Source organism: Streptomyces sp. NPDC021749 (genome assembly GCF_040640655.1).
In the GTDB taxonomy this organism is placed as follows: domain Bacteria; phylum Actinomycetota; class Actinomycetes; order Streptomycetales; family Streptomycetaceae; genus Streptomyces.
On record NZ_JBFACE010000034.1, the window covers coordinates 15475 to 33169 of the forward strand.

The following is a 17695-nucleotide window of genomic DNA, read 5'->3' on the forward strand; positions in this document are numbered from 1 at the left end:
CGCGCTCAGCCGAGCAGTTCGTACGCCGGCAGCGTCAGGAAGTCCGCGTAGTCCGCGTCCAGGGCGACCTTCAGGAGGAGGTCGTGGGCCTGCTGCCACTTGCCGGAGGTGAAGGCGTCGGCACCGATCTCGCTGCGGATGGCGGCGAGTTCCTCGTCGGCGATCTTGCGGACCAGGTCGGCGGTCACCTTCCGGCCGTCCTCGAAGGTGACGCCGGCGTCCACCCACTGCCAGATCTGCGAGCGCGAGATCTCGGCGGTGGCGGCGTCCTCCATGAGGCCGAAGATGGCGACGGCGCCCAGGCCGCGCAGCCATGCCTCGATGTAGCGGGTGCCGACCTGGACGGCGTCCACCAGGCCCTGGTAGGTCGGCTTGGCCTCCAGGGAGTCGATCGCGATGAGGTCGGCCGCCGCGACGGAGACGTCCTCGCGCAGGCGGTCCTTCTGGTTCGGCTTGTCGCCGAGGACCGCGTCGAAGGACGCCCGGGCGACCGGGACCAGGTCGGGGTGGGCGACCCAGGAGCCGTCGAAGCCGTCGCCGGCCTCGCGGTCCTTGTCGTTCTTGACCTTGGCGAGGGCCTTCTCGTTGGCCTCCGGGTCGCGCCGGTTGGGGATGAAGGCCGCCATGCCGCCGATCGCGTGCGCCCCGCGCTTGTGGCAGGTGCGGACCAGCAGTTCGGTGTAGGCGCGCATGAACGGCGCGGTCATGGTCACCGCGTTGCGGTCCGGCAGGACGAACTTCGCGCCGCCGTCACGGAAGTTCTTGACGATGGAGAAGAGGTAGTCCCAGCGGCCGGCGTTCAGCCCGGAGGCGTGGTCGCGGAGTTCGTAGAGGATCTCCTCCATCTCGTACGCCGCCGTGATGGTCTCGATGAGGACGGTGGCGCGGATGGTGCCCTGGGGGATGCCGACGTAGTCCTGCGCGAAGACGAAGATGTCGTTCCAGAGGCGGGCCTCCAGGTGGGACTCGGTCTTCGGGAGGTAGAAGTACGGGCCCTTGCCCAGGTCCAGCAGCCGCTTGGCGTTGTGGAAGAAGTACAGGCCGAAGTCGACCAGCGCGCCGGGGACCGGGCGGCCCTCGAACTGAAGGTGCCGCTCCTCCAGATGCCAGCCGCGCGGGCGCATCACGACGGTCGCGAGCTCCTCGGCGGGCTTGAGGGCGTAGGACTTGCCGGACTTCGGGTCGGTGAAGTCGATCCGGCGCTCATAGGCGTCGATCAGGTTGACCTGGCCACCGACGACGTTCTCCCAGGTGGGGGCGGAGGCGTCCTCGAAGTCGGCGAGCCAGACCCGGGCGCCCGAGTTGAGCGCGTTGATGGTCATCTTCCGGTCGGTGGGGCCGGTGATCTCCACCCGCCGGTCGCTGAGCGCGGCGGGCGCCTCGGCGACCTTCCAGCTGTCGTCGGCGCGGATGTGCGCGGTCTCCGGGAGGAAGTCCAGCGTGCTGGTCCGGGCGATCTCCGCGCGGCGCTCGGCGCGGCGGGCGAGCAGTTCGTCACGGCGCGGGGTGAACCGGCGGTGCAGCTCGGCGACGAAGGTGAGCGCGGCGTCGGTGAGGACCTCGTCCTGCCGTTCCGGGGTGCGGGCGGGGTCGACTTCGACGATGGCCAGCGGGGACGGCGCTGGTGCGGACATGAGCTGTCACTCCATTCAGCGGCGGTGCCTGGCGGCCGCCGGGACGCCGGGCGGCACGGGGTGCCGCGGGCTCCGAGATACGGTCGCGGGCGCCGTCTGGATTCAGGGCGCTTCTGACCAGTGGAGACTAGTTTCCTTATCGCGGAACTTCAATGGTTTGTTGATGTCGAGATTCTCAGAGTCGACACACGTGCTGATCGATTGGCTCTCGGTGCCACCCCGGTCACTCTCCATGACGGGCGTCCCGCATGCCTGCCGGCCCGCGGAGCCGCGCCGGCCGGGCCTCACTCCAGGCGGTGCAGGTCCTCGGGGGTGTCGATGTCGTACGGCTCGGCGATGTCCCCGCACTCGACGAGTGTGAGCGCGTTCACGTGCTGCTGGAGGTAGTCGCGGGCGCCGCGGTCGCCCTCCGCGGCCGCGGCGATCCCGGCCCAGTGCCCGGCCCCGAAGAGGACCGGATGGCCGCGCCGGCCGTCGTACGCGGCCGCCACGAGGTCTGCGCCCGCGGTGTACGCCTCGATCAGCCGGACCACCGCCGCGGCGCCGATGCCCGGCTGGTCGACGAGGGACACCACCACGGCGCCCGCCCCCTCGCCGGTCAGCGCGGCGAGCCCCACCCGGAGCGACGAGCCCATGCCCTGCGCCCAGTCGGGGTTGACCGAGATGCCGTACGCCGCGAGGTCGGCCCGGGCTCGTACGGAGTCGGCGGCCGCGCCGAGCACGATGTGCACCGGCCGGCAGCCGCCCTCCCGCAGGACCCGTGCCGCGTGCTCGACCAGCGGCCGTCCCCGGTGGTCGAGCAGTGCTTTCGGCCGTCCCCCCAGGCGCCGGCCGCCACCCGCGGCGAGCAGCAGACCGGCCACCCTCCCCTCGGGCCGGGACGTCGTCGTCTGCACCTGTGGTGCTGCGGAGGTGTCGATCGCTGTCGAGGTGTCGTCGGCTTCGGAGGTTTCGATCGGCGATGTCGGTGCCATGGGGACTGCTTACCTCATGGCACCGTACGACGTGGGCCGTTGGCCGTCGTCACCCGTGGCGTCAGGCCGCGTCGTCGGCGGCGCGCTGGCGCGGGATGTTCGGCCGGAACCGGTCCCGTAGGTGGTGTGTGCGTTCCTCCGCGCGACGGCGCTCGGCCACGTAACGGTGTATGTGCTCCAGGGTGATTTCCGATGCGTCGGAAAGGCCGTACGCACGGCAGATGAGCTGGACGACGCTGATGCCGCGACGGTTCGGTCCGGTGCCGGGTCCGGTGTGGGACTCCATGCCGTTCTCCGATCCAGTGATATGCCGGATATTTCCTCGGAAGGGAGAATGCTCCGCCTTGCCCCCCTGTACGCATCGGTTCGGCCACGCCCACGCCAACGGGTGGCATGGGGAACGCATGTACACACGGCCCATGACGCATGGTCAGTTCAATACGGGGAAGGGGCGCGTGACGGTGTGCCGGCGCACCCCGTGGCGCCCGCCGCCGAGCCCTGATCACGGCCGGAGTTGCCGTGAAATGCGGGCGCGAAACCGGCTCTTCGGACAAGGCGCCCGCCTGCCGGCCGGCGATGTCACGGTGCGCCGTGCGGCCGGATAAGGTTCTGCCCCGTTGCGGGCAATCGTGGCTGTCTGCCGGTGGGGCAGATCAGGCCTCTTTTCTGAAGTCGGGGGACGTTCGTGGTGAACAGTGTGGGCTCGTCCGGGATCTTCCAGCCGCTGGAGGGCGACGACCCGCGGGCGATCGCGGGCTACCGCCTCACGGCCAAGCTCGGCTCCGGCGGCATGGGCAAGGTCTACCTCTCGTACACGCCCGGCGGGCGCCCGGTGGCCATCAAGGTGATCCGTCCCGAGTTCAGCGAGGACGCGGAGTTCCGCCGCCGCTTCAAGCAGGAGGTGCAGTCCGCACAGCGGGTGCAGGGCCTGTTCACCGCGCCGGTCATCGACAGCGACGCGGACGGCCCGAGCCCCTGGCTCGCCACCGCCTACGTCCCCGGCCCCTCGCTCTCCGCGGCGGTCGCCGCACACGGCCGGCTCCCGGTCCCCACGGTCCTCCTGCTGGTCGCCGGCATCGCCGAGGCGCTGCAGGTCATCCACGGCGCGGGCATCGTGCACCGGGACCTCAAGCCGTCCAACGTGCTGCTGGCCGCGGACGGCCCGCGGGTGATCGACTTCGGTATCGCCCGGGCCGCCGACGCGACCTCGCTCACCAGTAGTGGCGTCACGGTCGGTACGCCCACCTTCATGGCGCCCGAGCAGGCCGCCGGCAGCACCGTCAGCCCGGCCACCGACGTCTTCGCGCTGGGCCAGGTCGCGGCCTACGCGGCGATCGGCACCCCGGCGTTCGGCGAGGGCACCTCGCACGGCGTGCTCTACCGCATCGTCCACGAGGAGCCGGACCTGACCGGACTCCCCGAGGAACTGCGGGAGTTGGTCAGCCGCTGCCTGGCCAAGGACGCCGCGGACCGGCCCTCGGTGGCCGAGGTGATCGAACTGTGCGGGGCCGCCTCCGGGCAGACGCAGCTGCGCCGTCCCGAGGACTGGCTGCCCAGCGCCGTCGCCGCCGACATCACCACGCGGACCGCGGCCCCGGCGCCCGTACAGACCCCGCCGCCCCCGCTGGAGGCCCCGACCGCGGGCGCCCCGGCCCAGCCGGCGCAGCCGCCCGCACCGCCCGCCCAGCCGGCGGCCCAGCCGGCGCCCGCCGTCCCGCCGGTGCCGACCGAGCTGAGCCACCCGCAGACCCCGCCGCCGGGCTTCGGCCCCGCGGCGTACGCGCCGACCGTCGGCGCCACCGCGCAGGGGACGCCCACCGCGCCCGTCGCGGCCGCCGCCCCGGGCGGTCCGACGGCCACCGGCCCCACCGCCGCCTATCCGGCCGCCGCCGCGCCGGCCCCGCAGCCTCCGAAGAAGAAGCGCAAGGGCCTGGTCACGGCGCTGGTGCTGGTCTGCCTGCTGGCCTTCGCCGGTGCCGGCGGCGGGGTCGTCTACGCGCTGATGAAGGACGACGGGCAGACGAAGAACAAGCAGGCCGACGGCGGCGCCAAGGCCAAGAACAGCGCCGCCTCGCCGACACCGAGCGCGGACCCGACCGCGACCCCGGGCGGGGACAGCACGGGCACGCCGGCCGCGCCCGTGCAGGACCCGACGCCGACCGACTACAAGAACGTCAACCTGTCGGACGACTACCACCTGTCGATGGCCGACGAGTCGATGAAGCCGACGAACTCGGACAACGACACCGACGTCGACTTCTCCTACCAGGACAACAGCTACTCGGACGACCAGGTCACCACTGAGAACGGCAAGCTGGTGCTGCTGAACCAGGGTGAGGAGGGCTCGCTGGAGACCTGCCGCAACGAGACCCGGTACACCGAGACGATCCTGACCAAGCAGCTCACCAAGGGCGCGCAGATCTGCCTCACCACGGACTACGGCCATGTCGCACTGATCACCTTCAAGGGCTTCGCACCCAAGTCCGACCCCAGCAGCTACATGACCATCGACGTCCGCGTCTGGCGCAACGCGGTCCAGCCGAAGCAGGACTGACTCGGACTCACCCGCCCACCCCCCGAAGGGGGGTGGGCGGCGGGGAAAACAAACAAAGAGGAGCAGCGGGTGGGCGGCGGGGAAACAGAGGAGCCGCGGAACCCCGACGCCCCAGTGGGAGCCGCGGCATCGCAATGCGCCCACCGGGCCCCGCGACATCGCGACGCGCCCACCAGGCCCTGCGGCATCGCGACGCGCCCACCACGCCCCGCGCGACGCCCCACTACGCCCCGCGGAATCCCGACGCGCCTACGAGAGATGCCGGACGGGTGTTCGGGAGCGGTAGGGCGGCCGGCGGTGGCGGAAGTTCGGGTCCGGCGATTTTTTCGCGTTCCGTGTGGCGCAGGTAGCACACAGTGGCGTTAACTGTCCCGCACTGTGGGACGGGTAAGCGGCCTGGGAGGGCGCCGTCGTTGTGGAACAACTGCAAGGGGACGTACGGGTGAGCAGGGCCGACGGGGACCCGCGGGTGGCGGAGCTGCGTGGGGCGGTGGCCCGGCTGCGGCGTCAACTGGCCGTGCTGCCGGGGGAGTTACCGGATCGGGCGGCCGCCGACGAGGAGTTGGCCGCGCTGGATGCGATGGTCAGTCACGGGATGCCGGAGGTGCCCCGGCTGCGCCGCTCGTTACTGCTGATCGCCGGGGCGGTCGGTTCGGTGAGCGCGCTGTCGCCCGCGCTGAGCGAGGTGCGTGTGGGCATCGACCGGTTCGGCCCGCTGCCGGGCGGTCGGTGACCAGGGCGATCAGAGCTCAGTAAGGCTGGTGACCAGGGCGATCAGAGCTCAGTGGGTCCGGTGTGCAGAGCGACCAGCGCTCAGTAAGGCCGGTGAGCACGGCGATTCATCGCTCAGTAGGTCCGGTGAGCAGGGCGAGCAGCGCTCAGTAAGGCCAGGGGCGAGGACAGTCGCAAGGTCGGAAGGCCGTGCCGCCGGCCGGACAGCCGCGTAGCCCCGGCCGGACAGTCGAGTAGCCCCGACCGGACAGCCGCGTAGTCCCGGCCAGAACAGCCGCACCGCCCCGGCCGGACAGCCGCGCCGCCCCGGCCGGGGAGCTGTCCGGGGCGGTTACGCCGGGGTCTGGTTGGCCAGCGCGACCGACAGCTGGGCCGCGACGTCCTGCAGGACCGGCACGATCTTGTCCGTTGCCGCCTCCGTCACCCGGCCGGTCGGGCCGGAGATCGAGATGGCCGCGGAGGTGGGGGAGTTGGGCACCGGCACCGCGAGGCAGCGGACGCCGATCTCCTGCTCGTTGTCGTCGACCGCGTAGCCGAGCCGGCGGACGTCGGCGAGGGCCTCCAGGAAGCGGTCCGGCTCGGTGATCGTCTTCTCGGTCGCGGCGGGCATGCCCGTACGGCCGAGCAGCGCGCGGACCTCCTCCGGCGGGTGGTTGGCCAGCAGGGCCTTGCCGACGCCGGTGGAGTGCGGCAGGACGCGGCGGCCGACCTCGGTGAACATCCGGACCGCGTGCCGGGACGGCACCTGGGCGACGTAGACGATCTCGTCACCGTCGAGCAGCGCCATGTTGGCGGTCTCGCCGGTCTCCTCGACCAGGCGGGCCAGGTACGGCCGGGCCCAGGTGCCGAGGAGGCGGGAGGCGCTCTCGCCGAGCCGGATCAGCCGGGGGCCGAGCGCGTACCGGCGGTTGGGCTGCTGACGGACGTAGCCGCAGGCGACGAGCGTGCGCATCAGGCGGTGGATGGTGGGGAGCGGCAGTCCGCTGCTGCCGGACAGCTCGCTCAGGCCGACCTCGCCACCGGCGTCGGCCATCCGCTCCAGCAGGTCGAAGGCGCGCTCAAGGGACTGGACGCCGCCGCTGGCGCCTGCGGGCTTGGCTTCGGCGGCGGAGGTGCTGGCGCTGGACGGCGGCACGTCGCGTTCCTTTCGGGGCGGGTCAGATCGGTCTCGGCTGGGACTTGCGGGCGCCGGGCCCGACCGCAGCAGCCTACCGGTCCCCCTACGTTGACACATCGCCCTTCGCACACTCGTTCTCGCCGGTCAGGCCCTCTTTGTCCCGCGGTAGGGGCTGTCGGGCAGGCCGGTAGCCGCGATCCCTTGACGGTGCCAGTGGCCGTAGCTACGTTCTGCTGCGCGAAACCTACTGTCCATTCTATGGAATCCTCCAAATCGTGGGAGTGTCATGCGCCTACTCGTCATGAACCCGAACACCACGGCTTCCATGACCGCTTCGATCCGCGCCACCGCCCTCGCGGCCGCCGCCCCGGGCACCGAGATCCTCGCCACCGAACCTCTGTGGGGACCCGTGTCGATCGAGGGACATTTCGAGGGTTACCTCAGTGCGGCGGCCGTCCTCGACCGGCTCGCCACCCTCGACACGCCCTTCGACGCCCTGGTCATGGCCGGGTTCGGCGAACCCGGCCGGGAGGGCGCCCAGGAGCTGCTCGACGTCCCCGTACTGGACATCACCGAGAGCGCCGCCCAGATGGCGATGATGCTCGGCCACGCATACGGCATCGTCACGACCCTCGACCGCGCCGTACCGCAGATCCAGGACCGGCTGCTGACCGCCGGGCTGCTCCAGCGCTGCGCCGCCGTCCGGGGCGCCGGGCTCGGGGTGCTGGAGCTGGAGGAGGACCCGGAGCGCACCGTCGCCGTGATCATCGAGACCGCCCGTGCGGTCGTCCGGGCCGGCGCCGAGGTCATCTGCCTCGGGTGCGGCGGGATGGCCGGACTGGACGAGAAGGTCGCGGCGGAGCTCGGGGTGCCGGTCGTCGACGGGGTCGCGGCGGCGGTGAAGTTCGCCGAGGCGGTCGTCGGACTCGGACTGGTCACCAGCACGGCGCGCAGTTTCGCCCCGCCCCGGCCCAAGGCCATCGGCTCCTGGCCGCTGAGCACCCACCTCGGTCTGGGGCGCGCCCCGGGCCCCTCGTGTCACACCGTTTTTTCCGCACAGACATCAGACATCTGACAACCACCCCCTAAGCTCCACCCAACCTGCCTGGGAGGACACATGGCCACACCCCCGCAGCACCCGCAGCCGGATCCGCGGCTCTTCAACGCCGACCTCGCGCCGGCCCCCGAGCGCACCTGGGGCACGTACAGCATCTTCGCGCTCTGGATGTCCGACACCCACGCGATCAGCAACTACGCCTTCGCCGCCAGCCTCTTCGTGCTGGGCCTGCCGGCCTGGGAGGTGTTCCTGGCCCTGCTGGTCGGCATCACGATCGTCCACTGGCTGATGAACCGCATGGGCCACGCCGGCCACCGGACCGGCGTGCCCTATCCCGTGCTCGCCCGCGCGAGCTGGGGTGTCTACGGCGCCAACGTCCCGGCCCTCCTCCGGGCGGTGATGGCCGTGGCCTGGTACGGCATCCAGACCTGGCTCGCCTCGACCGCCGTGGTCCTGCTGACGCTGCAGATCGCGCCGGGCCTGGACGCCTACCACCACAACTCGGTGCTGGGCCTGTCCACCCTGGGCTGGGTCGCGTTCCTGCTGATGTGGGGGCTGCAGGCCGTACTGCTGACCCGGGGCATGGAGTTCATCCGCAAGGTGCAGGACTTCGCGACCGGACCGGTGGTCTGGCTCGTGGTGCTGGCGCTCGCCGTGTACCTGGTGGTCAAGGCGCACGGGGACATCTCGCTGACCCGCAGCCTCACCGGCCTCAGCGGTTCCGCGCAGCTCCGGCAGAGCCTGATCGCGGTCAGCCTGACCGTCGCCACCTTCCTCACCCTGGTCCTCAACTACGCCGACTTCGCCCGCTTCACGCCCGACCACCGCTCCTACCGCCGCGGCAACCTGATCGGGCTGCCGGTGAACTTCACCGCCTTCGCGGTGGTCGCCGTCCTGGTCACCGCGGGCACCATCGCGGTCTTCGGGGAGGCGATCCACGACCCGGTGAAGGTGATCCAGAAGATCGACGACCCGGTGGTCACCGTCATCGGCGCACTGGCCTTCATCGTCGCCACCATCGGTATCAACGTCGTCGCCAACTTCGTCTCGCCCGCCTACGACTTCGCCAACCTCGCGCCGAAGTACCTCGACTTCAAGCGCGGCGGCATGATCACCGCGGTGCTGGCCGTCGTCGTCCTGCCCTGGAAGCTGTACTCCTCGGCGCTGGTGATCCAGTACTTCCTCGGCGCGCTGGGCGCCTTCCTCGGTCCCCTGGTGGCGATCCTGCTCGTCGACTACTACCTGGTGCGCCGGGGCCGGATCGATGTCGACGCGCTCTTCTCGGCCGACGCCGCGGGTGCGTACTACTACCGCCGGGGCTACAACCCGAAGGCCGTGATCGCCTTCCTCCCCGCCGCCGTGGTCTCGGCCGCGCTCGCCCTGGTGCCGGCCTTCGACGCGGTCGCACCGTTCTCCTGGGTCTTCGGCATGGCGCTGTCCGGCGGGATCTACGCCGCGGTCTCCCGGCGGGGACGAGTGCCGGCCGGGGCCGGCCCGATCCCGGACGGGATCATCCCCGCGCAGGCCGTCCCGGCAGTGGCGGGGCGGACGGACGGCCCGCGGGGCGCCGGCCCGGCGGTCGCACCGGTGGCCGCGGAAGGGTCTTGACGGGCCGGGGTCCGGAGTGAAGACTCATTCAACAGACTGTTGAATCCTGAATTCCAGATTCCGAATTCCGGATCCCGCTGCGCCGCCGGCGACCGTCCGCCGCGCCGCCACGCGACCATGAAGACACGATACGAGGAGGGGACCGGGTGTCCGAGATCGAGCTGGTGCTGCGCTCCACGCGCGTCGTGACGCCGGAGGGCACACGCGCCGCGTCCGTCGCCGTCACGGACGGCAGGATCGCCGCGGTGCTGCCGCACGACGCCGAGGTACCGGCCGGAGCCAGGCTCACGGACTTCGGCGACGACGTCCTGCTGCCCGGCCTCGTCGACACCCACGTCCACGTCAACGACCCCGGCCGCACCGAGTGGGAGGGCTTCTGGACGGCCACCCGCGCGGCCGCGGCCGGCGGTATCACCACCCTCGTCGACATGCCGCTCAACAGCCTGCCGCCGACGACCACCACCGCCCACCTCGACACCAAGCGCGAGGTCGCCCGCAGCAAGGCCCACATCGACGTCGGCTTCTGGGGCGGCGCCATCCCCGGCAACGTCAAGGACCTCCGCCCGCTGCACGACGCCGGCGTCTTCGGCTTCAAGTGCTTCCTGTCACCCTCCGGCGTGGACGAGTTCCCCGAGGTCGACCAGGAGCAGCTGGCCGCCGCCCTCGGGGAGATCGCCGGCTTCGACGGACTGCTGATCGTGCACGCCGAGGACCCCGGCCACCTCGACGACGCCCCCCGGCCGCACGGCCCCAAGTACGCCGACTTCCTCGCCTCCCGCCCCCGCGTCTCCGAGAACGAGGCGATCGCCGGGCTCATCGTGCTCGCCAAGCAGCTCGACGCCCGGGTCCACGTGCTGCACCTGTCCTCCAGCGACGCGCTGCCGCTGATCGCCGCCGCCAAGCGCGAGGGCATCAAGGTCACCGTCGAGACCTGTCCGCACTTCCTCACCCTGACCGCCGAGGAAGTCCCGGACGGCGCCACCGAGTTCAAGTGCTGCCCGCCCATCCGCGAGGCCGCCAACCAGGACGCCCTGTGGGAGGGCCTGGCCGACGGCACCATCGACTGCATCGTCTCCGACCACTCACCCTCCACCGCCGACCTCAAGACCGCCGACTTCGGCGCGGCCTGGGGCGGCATCTCCTCCCTCCAGCTCGGCCTGCCCGCCATCTGGACCGCGGCCCGCGCGCGCGGCCACCGCCTCGACGACGTCGTGCGCTGGATGTCCACCGCCCCCGCCGCCCTCGTCGGCCTCGACCGGAAGGGCGCCATCGAGCCCGGCCGGGACGCCGACTTCGCGGTGCTCGCCCCCGACGAGACCTTCACCGTCGACCCGCAGGCCCTCCAGCACCGCAACAAGATCACCGCGTACGCCGGCAAGACCCTCTACGGCGTCGTCCGGTCCACCTGGCTGCGCGGCCGGCAGATCAACGACGGCACCACCCTCGCCGAGCCCACCGGCGAACTGCTCGAAAGGCCGCACCGCGCATGACCACCGACGGCATACCCCGCTACACCGGCGACGCCGGCCCCTACCAGGGCGGCGACCCGTACGCCGACTACCGCACCCCCGGCGCGGCCGGCTTCCCCTTCACCCACCTCCCCGACCTCGCCGACCGCCGGCTCGGCGCCGGTGTGCTCGCGGCCAACGACGAGTTCTTCGCCGAGCGGGAGAACCTCCTCAAGCCCGAGCCCGCCCACTTCGACCCCGAACTGTTCGGCCACAAGGGCAAGATCATGGACGGCTGGGAGACCAGGCGCCGCCGCGGCACCGACGGCGCGCACCCGTTCCCGGCGGACGAGGACCACGACTGGGCGCTGATCCGGCTCGGCGCGCCCGGCGTGATCCACGGCATCGTCGTCGACACCGCCCACTTCCGCGGCAACTACCCGCAGTCCGTCAGCATCGAGGGCACCTGCGTCGAGGGCACGCCCTCGCCCGAGGAACTGCTCGCCGCCGACGTGACCTGGACGCCGCTCGTCCCGCGCACCGCCATCGCCGGCCACGCCGCCAACGGCTTCGCCGTGGACACCCCCCGGCGCTTCACCCACCTCCGGCTCAACCAGCACCCCGACGGCGGCGTCGCCCGCCTGCGGGTGTACGGCGAGGTCGTCCCGTCCCCCGACTGGCTCGCCGCGCTGGGCACCTTCGACCTCGTCGCGCTGGAGAACGGCGGCCGGGTCGAGGACGCCTCGGACCGCTTCTACTCCTCGCCCACCCACACCATCCAGCCGGGCCGCTCCCGCAAGATGGACGACGGCTGGGAGACCCGGCGCCGCCGCGGCACCGGCAACGACTGGGTCCGCTACCGGCTCACGGAACAGTCCGTGATCCGCGCGGTGGAGATCGACACCGGCTACCTCAAGGGAAACGCGGCCGGCTGGGCGGCCCTGTACGGACGCGACGGAGAGCACGGCGACTGGACCGAACTCCTGCCCCGCACCCGGCTCCAGCCCGACTCCGTGCACCGCTTCCTTCTCGACGGCGCACCCGCCGTCACGCATGTCCGGCTCGACATCTTCCCGAACGGCGGGATCGCCCGGTTGCGCTTGCACGGCTCCCTGACGGAAGACGGCGTTCGCCGCCTGGCTGCCTCCCACGTGGCCGGCTGACCGGCGGCGGGCTGCGCTTTGCGGGGCCTTCCACGCTGTCTGCGGCGCCGCACTGCGCGCAACGGCACCACTACGGCGCCGCAGCCGAGGACGTGGGGCGCACGGCGGAATCGACGAACGCGTCCAGTACCTTGTCCGCCACCACCACCGGAACCCGCTTCCCCTTCAGGTCCACGTACACGAAGGACTTGGCGGTCTTCACCTGCTCCGGGATCCGCTGCCGCAGTTCCTCGGCCCGGGCCTCGTCGCCCGCCTTCCTCGCCTCGATCAGCTCCAACGCGGTGCGCCCCGCGACCCCCCAGGCGTGCGTCGCGTCCAGCCACGGCCCGCTGTCGGCGAGGAAGCCGCGGTCCGCCAGCCGGCCGCGCAGCACCGCGGGGGCGTCCCGGAGGGTCCGCAGCACCGCGTCCAGCCGCCCGGCGTCCCCGTCCTCGCGGAACTGTCCGAGGGCGGCGGCCAGTTCGGGTGCCTGCTGCGGATTGAGCGCCGAGGCGTAGCTCGCATCGGCGAAGGCCCGTAGTGCCCGTCGGGTCGCCGTGTCGCCGCCGGCCAGCTCGTCGAGCGCGGCACCCCATGACGTACGGGCGTCATAGGCCCGGTCGTTCCACGCGTAGTCCGCCACCGTGTACAGCGCGATCTTGGACGCCGCGGGCTGGATCATCGGGTTGGCGGTGATCCCCGCCAGCTTCCCGGGCAGCCCCTTCTCCCGGCCGTTGAACGGGCCGAGCAGCAGTCGGCTGGTCACGTAGTCGTTGACCGGATAGTTGTCCCAGGTCAGGATCGGGTGGCCGAAGACCTCCCGGGCCTGCTCGGCCTGCGCGACGGTCATCGTGGGCGCTATCACCCCGACGCCCGTCCACTCCACCACCACGTTCTCGTCCAGCTGGGTGGCGAGCGCCTTCTTGTACGGCGTGGGCTTCACGTCGTAGTACTCGGTCGGCACCATCTCCAGTGGGCGGGCACCGGGATGACCGGCGATGAAGTCCTGGTTGACGCGGTTGAGCAGATGGGCCTGCGCCGCGCCGGCCGCCCCGCCGCCGGTGCCGAACCTCTCCTGATCGGCCGCGCAGTTCCAGTGCGTGTAGCTGATGTCGTCCAGCGGCACGGCGAAGTCACGCACGCCGATGTCCCACAGTGTCTGGAACTTGGCGGTCAGCGCCTTGAGGTCGGTGTCCGAGCTGTAGCAGACGGAGAGGCCGGGGGAGAGGGCGTAGGTGAAGTCCACATGGCGGGCCCGGGCCCGGTCCACCAGCTCCTTGAGCTGCCCGAGCCGGTCCGTGGGGTAGGGATCACGCCACTTCTCCCGCAGATAGGCGTCGTCCTTCGGCGAGTAGACGTAGGTGTTCAGCTTGTGCGCGCCGTAGAAGTCGAGCTGGTCGAGGCGGGCGCGGTGCGACCACGGCGTGCCGTAGAAGCCCTCGATGACACCGCGCCGCGGGGTGGCCGGCCAGTCCCGTACGGCGGTGCCCGGCACCTGCCCGCCAGGGTGGTCGCGGTGCGGCAGCAGCTGCCGGAGCGACTGCGCGGCGTAGTACGTGCCGGTGGCGTCCTTGCCCGCCAGGGCGATCCGGCCGGTGCCGACGGCCAGTGCGTAGCCCTCGGCGGGCAGTCCGCCGGTGCCTTGCGCGCCCAGCTCGCCAAGCGCCCGGGAGGCCTCCGGTCCGTCCACGTAGACCGTCAACTGCCCGCCCGCGGGCGCCTGTCCGGTACGTACGACTCCGGTACGCACGACTCCGGTACGTACGACGCGGTCGGCGCCGGCGGCCTTGAGGGACCGCTCGACCAGCTCCAGCGCCGCGGGATCGGCCTTCGGCCCGGCGACGACGGCAGTGGTCGGGGTGATGACCGCCCGGCCGGGCAGGCGGTGGACGGACTGCGGGACGGGGGTGAGGGCGCCGGTCGCCGCGGGCCGGTCGCCGGCGCTCTCCCGGTCCGCACTCCGGCCGCCGCCCGGCTGCCCGGCCATGCCCGTGAGGGGCAGGACGGCCAGTGCCGTGGCCAGCGCGGTGGCCGCCGCGGTGCGCGTACGGTGCATCCTTCGGTCCTCCTCGGTGCGACGAGGTACGGGGACGAGGTACGGGACGAGGTACGGGACGAGGTACGGGACGAGGTACGGGCACGAGTCTGGTGCCAGGACTTCGCGGCAGCAGGCTTCACCCGCGGGGCGCGCCGGGGCAATGGACTTTCGGACGGAAGGGATGGACGTTGCCGGACGTCGCCGCGCGTTACCGGGCGTTGTCGGGCCGGGGACGCGGCGGTCGGCGGTCGGCGGGTCAGCGTGACTTGGCGATGATGACGAGCAGGCTCATGAAGGCCAGCAGTACGTGCGTGGCAACCACGTAGATGAACACCCGCACATACAGGCCGCGGGGTGGCTTGTTCTCGCTGTAGTGGGACGGGGCAGGGGCGGCGGAGGGGCCGGAGGGGAGGTCGGCCGGGGTCTGGTCGGGCACGGCGTACGGTCCTTTCGTTCGGGCGGCGCGCGGGCTCACACCCCGCGGTACCTCGCGTCGTCGCCCAGGCACAGCTCGGCGGCGCCGCTCTGCAGCAGCGTGTGGACGAACAGGAGCTCCGTGCCGCCCCGGGAGTCGGCGGCGATCCGGTGCGGGGTGAGCGAGTCGAAGTGCGCCGCGTCCCCCGGGGCGAGGACGTGCGCCGCCGCACCGAGCGTCAGCCGCAGCCGCCCCTTGAGGACGTAGAGCCACTCCTCGCCGGGATGCACCCGCACCAGCTCGCCCTGCGCGCGTTGCGGCACATGCACCCGGAGCGCCTGCATGGCGCGGCCGGCGCCGCCCACCGTCCAGTACGTCCAGCCGCCGGCCTCCGAGGGCTCGGCGCGGTCCGCCCGGACGATCGGGTCCCGCTCCGGGGCGGTCTCGCCCAGCAGGTCGGATACCGTGGTGCCGTACGTCCGCGCGAGCGCCAGCAGCATCGGCAGCGAGGGCTGCCGCCGGCCGGTCTCCAGACGGGACAGGTGCGCGGGCGACAGCCCCACCAGCCGGGCCGCCGTCTCCAGCGTGAGACCACTGCGTCGCCGCAGGTCACGCAGGCGCGGCGCGACGGTGGGGAGCTCGGCCGGCGGGACGCCGGGAGGCTCGTCGGGGAGCTCGGACATATCCCTGGTATAGCGAGATACGGCCTGGCGGGCAAAAGTTTTGCCTCAGAGGCAAAGACCCGCATCGCCCCGAGCCCCCGCCCTTTCGAGCCCCCGGTTCGGCATCCCGCGCCCGGGCACTCGGCGGTCCCGGCCGCGGGGTGTCCGGTCCCGGTCGGGGTGCCCGGTCCTGGCCGGGATCCGGTCCCGGCCAGGTCCCGGCCCCGGTCAGGACTGCTCGGCGTCCTCCGGGTACCACCGCAGCTCGACGGTGTTACCGTCCGGGTCCCGTACGTAGATCGACTGGGCATCGCCGCGCGCGCCGTAGCGGCCGACCGGGCCCTCCAGGACGGTGAAGGCGCCGGAGTCGATGACCTCCTGCCAGTCCAGCGGGTCCACGACCAGGCAGATATGGTCCACGTTGGTGGCCGGTGCCGCGTCCGACCCGTCCTCGGGGCGGGTGATCAGATCGATGATCGTGACGGGATTGATCCGCACCGACGGGAACGGGGCCTCGCCGGCCCGCCACTCCTCGACCCGCACCGGCTCCAGTCCGAGCGGACCGCAGTAGAAGTCCAGCGCCCGCTCGATGTCCCGCACCTTGAGCACCAGGTGGTCGAAGTCCTTGACCCGCATGGGAAATACCCTCCCGTTCGTCGCACACGGTGCTCCGGACCGTCCATGGCACCGACGGTCCGCCCACATCCTTCGGTGATCGTCCGCGCGCTCATCATGCCTGGTGGGTGGTCAACGGGTACATCCGGATTTTTCCGGCCTCCAGTTGGGGTGACCGTGTGAACTCCGGGGAAACTTCGCCCGCTTGGGATTGACAGGGCCATGTCTACGCGCGTCATTCTGGGAGGCATGAGAATCCCCCCACGGATTACCAGGATCGGCGCCGCGGGCGCCCTCGCATCGGCCCTTCTCCTCGGCGGGACCGCGGTCGCCGCCACCCCCTCCACCACGGCCGCCCCGCACGCCACGACGGCGTACGCAACGGCCGTCCACGTCAAGGACGTCGGCAGCGTCTGCTACTCCAAGCTGCCCTCGCAGGCCCATGACACCCTCGACCTGATCGCCAAGGGCGGCCCCTTCCCGTATCCGAAGGACGGGACGGTCTTCGACAACCGCGAGGGCATCCTGCCGAAGCAGAGCACCGGCTATTACCACGAGTACACGGTCATCACCCCGGGCTCGCCCGACCGCGGTGCCCGACGCATCGTGGCCGGTGAGAAGAAGGACGAGGACTACTACACCGCCGACCACTACTCCACGTTCGACCTGGTCGACCGCAACTGCTGAGACCGGCTCAACCGGCGCACAGGGTCGGCCGAACGACCCGGACACCATCCGCCGCGGCGGTCGGGGTGCCTTTCGCACCCCGGCCGCCGCTTTGCCGTGCGCCCCCTCTGGCCTGGCTCTTCTCGCATTTCTTGGCAGAAGGGGCGCGCGGGGCGCACCCCCCGAGAGAGGATTGTCGGTGGCTCCCGGTAGCGTTTCGGTGGAAACGAGGAGCGGGCGGGCATCGGCGGACAAGGGACCATGTGGGGTCAGCTGCTGCGGCGCGCCCGGGAAAGTGCCGTATCCGCCACGGCCGGGCGGTCCGGCATGGCGCGTCGCAGACAAGGAAGGACGGCGAACTGCCGTGTATCGCTGGGAGATCACCCGGGCCGCACTGGCGCAGCGCGTATTCGCCATCGTTCGCAGCAAGACCTACGACGAGGCGAGCGCCACCGCCGACACCCTGCTGTCGGCCGGCATCACGACCCTGGAGATATCCATGACCACCCCCTTCGCGCTGGAGGCGGTCACGACGCTGACGCGCGAGCTGGGTGAGGACGCGGTCATCGGCGCGGGCACGGTCCTTGACGCGATGTCGGCCCGGATGGCGGTCGACGCCGGCGCCCGCTTCCTGGTCTCGCCCAGCCTCGACCCCGAGGTCATCCGCACCGCCCACCGCTACGGCGTCCCGGTCTTCCCCGGCGTCTCGACGCCTGCCGAAATGGTCCGCGCCCTGGAGCTGGGCGCGGACGCCCTCAAGCTCTTCCCCGCCTCGACGCACGACCCGTCCTGGCTCAGGGAGGTCCGGGCGGCACTGCCGCAGGCGCCGGTGCTGCCGACCGGTGGGGTGACGGTCGACAGCGCGCCCGAGTGGATCGCCGCCGGCGCGGTCGCCGTCGGCATGGGTGCCGCCCTCTCCGAAGGCGACCGCGACACCGTCGCCAAGCGCGCCGCCGAGCTCCTCGCCCGTCTCGCCGAAGCCACCGCGGACGGGGCAGCGGGCGATGACGAGGACGGCGTGTACGGCGACTGA

Annotated in this window: 15 protein-coding genes and 1 pseudogene; 8 read left to right on the forward strand and 8 right to left on the reverse strand. The window is 71.9% G+C overall.

Going from position 1 to position 17695, the window contains the following annotated elements; translation table 11 throughout:
* Positions 1 to 5 precede the first annotated feature (5 nt).
* The 3 genes from aceB to AB0G35_RS27850 all read right to left on the reverse strand — a co-directional run bounded on the left by aceB (position 6) and on the right by AB0G35_RS27850 (position 2894).
* Complete coding sequence (gene aceB / locus AB0G35_RS27840) at positions 6 to 1634, reverse strand: malate synthase A (RefSeq protein ID WP_360955161.1); 1629 nt, start codon at positions 1632 to 1634, stop codon at positions 6 to 8.
* A 284-nt stretch (positions 1635 to 1918) separates the two neighbouring features.
* Positions 1919 to 2497 (reverse strand): nucleotidyltransferase family protein, encoded by a 579-nt coding sequence (locus tag AB0G35_RS27845; protein WP_360955303.1) that lies wholly within the window; start codon positions 2495 to 2497, stop codon positions 1919 to 1921.
* A gap of 172 nt (positions 2498 to 2669) precedes the next feature.
* Positions 2670 to 2894: a hypothetical protein gene (locus tag AB0G35_RS27850; RefSeq protein ID WP_360955164.1), complete on the reverse strand. Its 225-nt coding sequence runs from the start codon at positions 2892 to 2894 to the stop codon at positions 2670 to 2672.
* A gap of 399 nt (positions 2895 to 3293) precedes the next feature.
* On the opposite strand from AB0G35_RS27850, the gene AB0G35_RS27855 reads away from it, so the two are divergent.
* Both AB0G35_RS27855 and AB0G35_RS27860 read left to right on the forward strand, forming a co-directional pair.
* Positions 3294 to 5162 carry a serine/threonine-protein kinase gene (locus AB0G35_RS27855; RefSeq protein ID WP_360955167.1) on the forward strand — a complete coding sequence of 623 codons (1869 nt, stop codon included), beginning with the start codon at positions 3294 to 3296 and terminating at the stop codon, positions 5160 to 5162.
* Positions 5163 to 5604: 442 nt separating this feature from the next.
* Positions 5605 to 5895, forward strand: coding sequence for a DUF5955 family protein (locus AB0G35_RS27860; RefSeq protein WP_360955170.1), 291 nt, complete (start codon positions 5605 to 5607; stop codon positions 5893 to 5895).
* A 330-nt stretch (positions 5896 to 6225) separates the two neighbouring features.
* Here AB0G35_RS27860 and AB0G35_RS27865 read toward each other — a convergent pair whose 3' ends face one another.
* Entirely contained in the window at positions 6226 to 7029 is an 804-nt protein-coding gene (locus AB0G35_RS27865; RefSeq protein WP_360955173.1) for an IclR family transcriptional regulator, read from the reverse strand.
* Between the two features lie 268 nt (positions 7030 to 7297).
* Here AB0G35_RS27865 and AB0G35_RS27870 point away from each other — a divergent pair, with 268 nt between their 5' ends.
* The 4 genes from AB0G35_RS27870 (at position 7298) to alc (ending at position 12287) form a co-directional block, all read left to right on the forward strand.
* The gene (locus AB0G35_RS27870; RefSeq protein ID WP_360955176.1) at positions 7298 to 8086 is read left to right on the forward strand and encodes an aspartate/glutamate racemase family protein; all 789 of its coding nucleotides are present in this window, start codon (positions 7298 to 7300) and stop codon (positions 8084 to 8086) included.
* Positions 8087 to 8128: 42 nt separating this feature from the next.
* The gene (locus AB0G35_RS27875) at positions 8129 to 9676 is read left to right on the forward strand and encodes an NCS1 family nucleobase:cation symporter-1 (RefSeq protein WP_360955179.1); all 1548 of its coding nucleotides are present in this window, start codon (positions 8129 to 8131) and stop codon (positions 9674 to 9676) included.
* Between the two features lie 146 nt (positions 9677 to 9822).
* Positions 9823 to 11166 (forward strand): allantoinase AllB, encoded by a 1344-nt coding sequence (allB, locus tag AB0G35_RS27880; protein ID WP_360955182.1) that lies wholly within the window; start codon positions 9823 to 9825, stop codon positions 11164 to 11166.
* Positions 11163 to 12287: an allantoicase gene (gene alc, locus AB0G35_RS27885; RefSeq protein ID WP_360955185.1), complete on the forward strand. Its 1125-nt coding sequence runs from the start codon at positions 11163 to 11165 to the stop codon at positions 12285 to 12287. The genes allB and alc overlap by 4 nt, the downstream gene beginning before the upstream one ends.
* A 103-nt stretch (positions 12288 to 12390) precedes the next feature.
* Here the strand turns inward: alc and AB0G35_RS27890 are convergent.
* The 4 genes and pseudogenes from AB0G35_RS27890 to AB0G35_RS27905 all read right to left on the reverse strand — a co-directional run.
* Positions 12391 to 14322, reverse strand: a pseudogene (locus AB0G35_RS27890) (beta-N-acetylglucosaminidase domain-containing protein); the annotation flags it as partial.
* A 238-nt stretch (positions 14323 to 14560) separates the two neighbouring features.
* The gene (locus AB0G35_RS27895; protein ID WP_360955188.1) at positions 14561 to 14740 is read right to left on the reverse strand and encodes a DUF6126 family protein; all 180 of its coding nucleotides are present in this window, start codon (positions 14738 to 14740) and stop codon (positions 14561 to 14563) included.
* A gap of 35 nt (positions 14741 to 14775) precedes the next feature.
* Positions 14776 to 15402, reverse strand: coding sequence for an XRE family transcriptional regulator (locus AB0G35_RS27900; RefSeq protein ID WP_030415135.1), 627 nt, complete (start codon positions 15400 to 15402; stop codon positions 14776 to 14778).
* Positions 15403 to 15609: 207 nt separating this feature from the next.
* Positions 15610 to 16017, reverse strand: coding sequence for a VOC family protein (locus AB0G35_RS27905; RefSeq protein WP_360955192.1), 408 nt, complete (start codon positions 16015 to 16017; stop codon positions 15610 to 15612).
* A gap of 228 nt (positions 16018 to 16245) precedes the next feature.
* Between AB0G35_RS27905 and AB0G35_RS27910 the strand changes: the two genes are divergently transcribed.
* Positions 16246 to 16683, forward strand: a complete 438-nt coding sequence (locus AB0G35_RS27910) for a ribonuclease domain-containing protein (protein WP_360955195.1) — start codon at positions 16246 to 16248, stop codon at positions 16681 to 16683.
* A 343-nt stretch (positions 16684 to 17026) separates the two neighbouring features.
* Complete coding sequence (eda, locus tag AB0G35_RS27915; protein WP_360955198.1) at positions 17027 to 17695, forward strand: bifunctional 4-hydroxy-2-oxoglutarate aldolase/2-dehydro-3-deoxy-phosphogluconate aldolase; 669 nt, start codon at positions 17027 to 17029, stop codon at positions 17693 to 17695.

Coding starts and splice junctions, on each gene's coding strand:
- AB0G35_RS27850 (WP_360955164.1), bottom strand. CDS start 2,894: ATGGAGTCCCACACCGGACCCGGCACCGGACCGAACCGTCGCGGCATC.
- aceB (WP_360955161.1), bottom strand. CDS start 1,634: ATGTCCGCACCAGCGCCGTCCCCGCTGGCCATCGTCGAAGTCGACCCC.
- AB0G35_RS27870 (WP_360955176.1), top strand. CDS start 7,298: ATGCGCCTACTCGTCATGAACCCGAACACCACGGCTTCCATGACCGCT.
- AB0G35_RS27900 (WP_030415135.1), bottom strand. CDS start 15,402: ATGTCCGAGCTCCCCGACGAGCCTCCCGGCGTCCCGCCGGCCGAGCTC.
- alc (WP_360955185.1), top strand. CDS start 11,163: ATGACCACCGACGGCATACCCCGCTACACCGGCGACGCCGGCCCCTAC.
- AB0G35_RS27905 (WP_360955192.1), bottom strand. CDS start 16,017: ATGCGGGTCAAGGACTTCGACCACCTGGTGCTCAAGGTGCGGGACATC.
- AB0G35_RS27875 (WP_360955179.1), top strand. CDS start 8,129: ATGGCCACACCCCCGCAGCACCCGCAGCCGGATCCGCGGCTCTTCAAC.
- AB0G35_RS27910 (WP_360955195.1), top strand. CDS start 16,246: ATGAGAATCCCCCCACGGATTACCAGGATCGGCGCCGCGGGCGCCCTC.